Annotated in this window: 2 protein-coding genes; both read right to left on the bottom strand. The window is 42.1% G+C overall.

The window, feature by feature from the left end; all coding sequences use genetic code 11:
* The coding region (locus A3763_RS15695; RefSeq protein ID WP_156495120.1) for an HDOD domain-containing protein at positions 1-358 on the bottom strand (358 nt) is incomplete at its 3' end.
* A 114-nt stretch (positions 359-472) separates the two neighbouring features.
* Positions 473-729, bottom strand: a 257-nt coding sequence (locus A3763_RS28775; RefSeq protein WP_197482934.1) for a hypothetical protein, incomplete at its 5' end; no start/stop codon positions are given.

Genomic DNA, 729 nt, shown 5'->3' with positions numbered 1-729 from the left:
CCCAAGTCTCGCGCATACGCTTGTCGATCATCTCTGAAGTTGCTTGGAACATCTGCTCCATTGCGAGGCCTGTTGCAAGATTACTCGTATATTGCATGCCTAAGCGGTTTACTGCCATGTTTAGCGTAGTGATTTCATTTGCACCGCGAAACAAAGGGCTGTTGCTAACCTTGAGTAGGCGTGCTGATAAGGCAGTATCTTTGTTAATAACGTCGATCAGGTCGAATAACCCCGAATCTTCGTCTTCGCTGATTCTCTTAACATCTAAAGCAATTTCAGGAAGCGTTGGTAAGACAATAGTGTCGTTCTCAATTGCTTCCAATATATCTTGTTTTATCTTCTGACCAATTTCTGACATGAATACCTCGATTCAAGATGTTTTTCATCTACTCATTAGTTATAGCAGAGCAAAACGCTTTTGTTCTAGAAATTATCGGAACGAAGTAAAAAACCTGAGTTCGTTATAGTTTTCTTAAGAATAACTAAGGTCAGACACAATAAACCCAGTATCCAGGTCGGAGCCGATATACGTTGTCTCACCTGTATCGACTTGTTCCTTGTTTAGCACAGCTAAAGCAGTAATAATCGTATCTGTCAATGTATGGGCTCGGACGAGCTTACCGACTTTCTTGGGCAAACCTTCGATAGTTTTAATAAGACTACCCGGTAAGCAAGGCCTTTTGGAGTTCTGGTCCCAACAAGTACCCGATGACAGCTGTTCAGATACTG

It is taken from the genome of Oleiphilus sp. HI0128 (genome assembly GCF_001635365.1).
The sequence above is the reverse complement of the archived record's forward strand: the minus strand, read 5'-3'. Positions and strand labels throughout refer to the sequence as shown.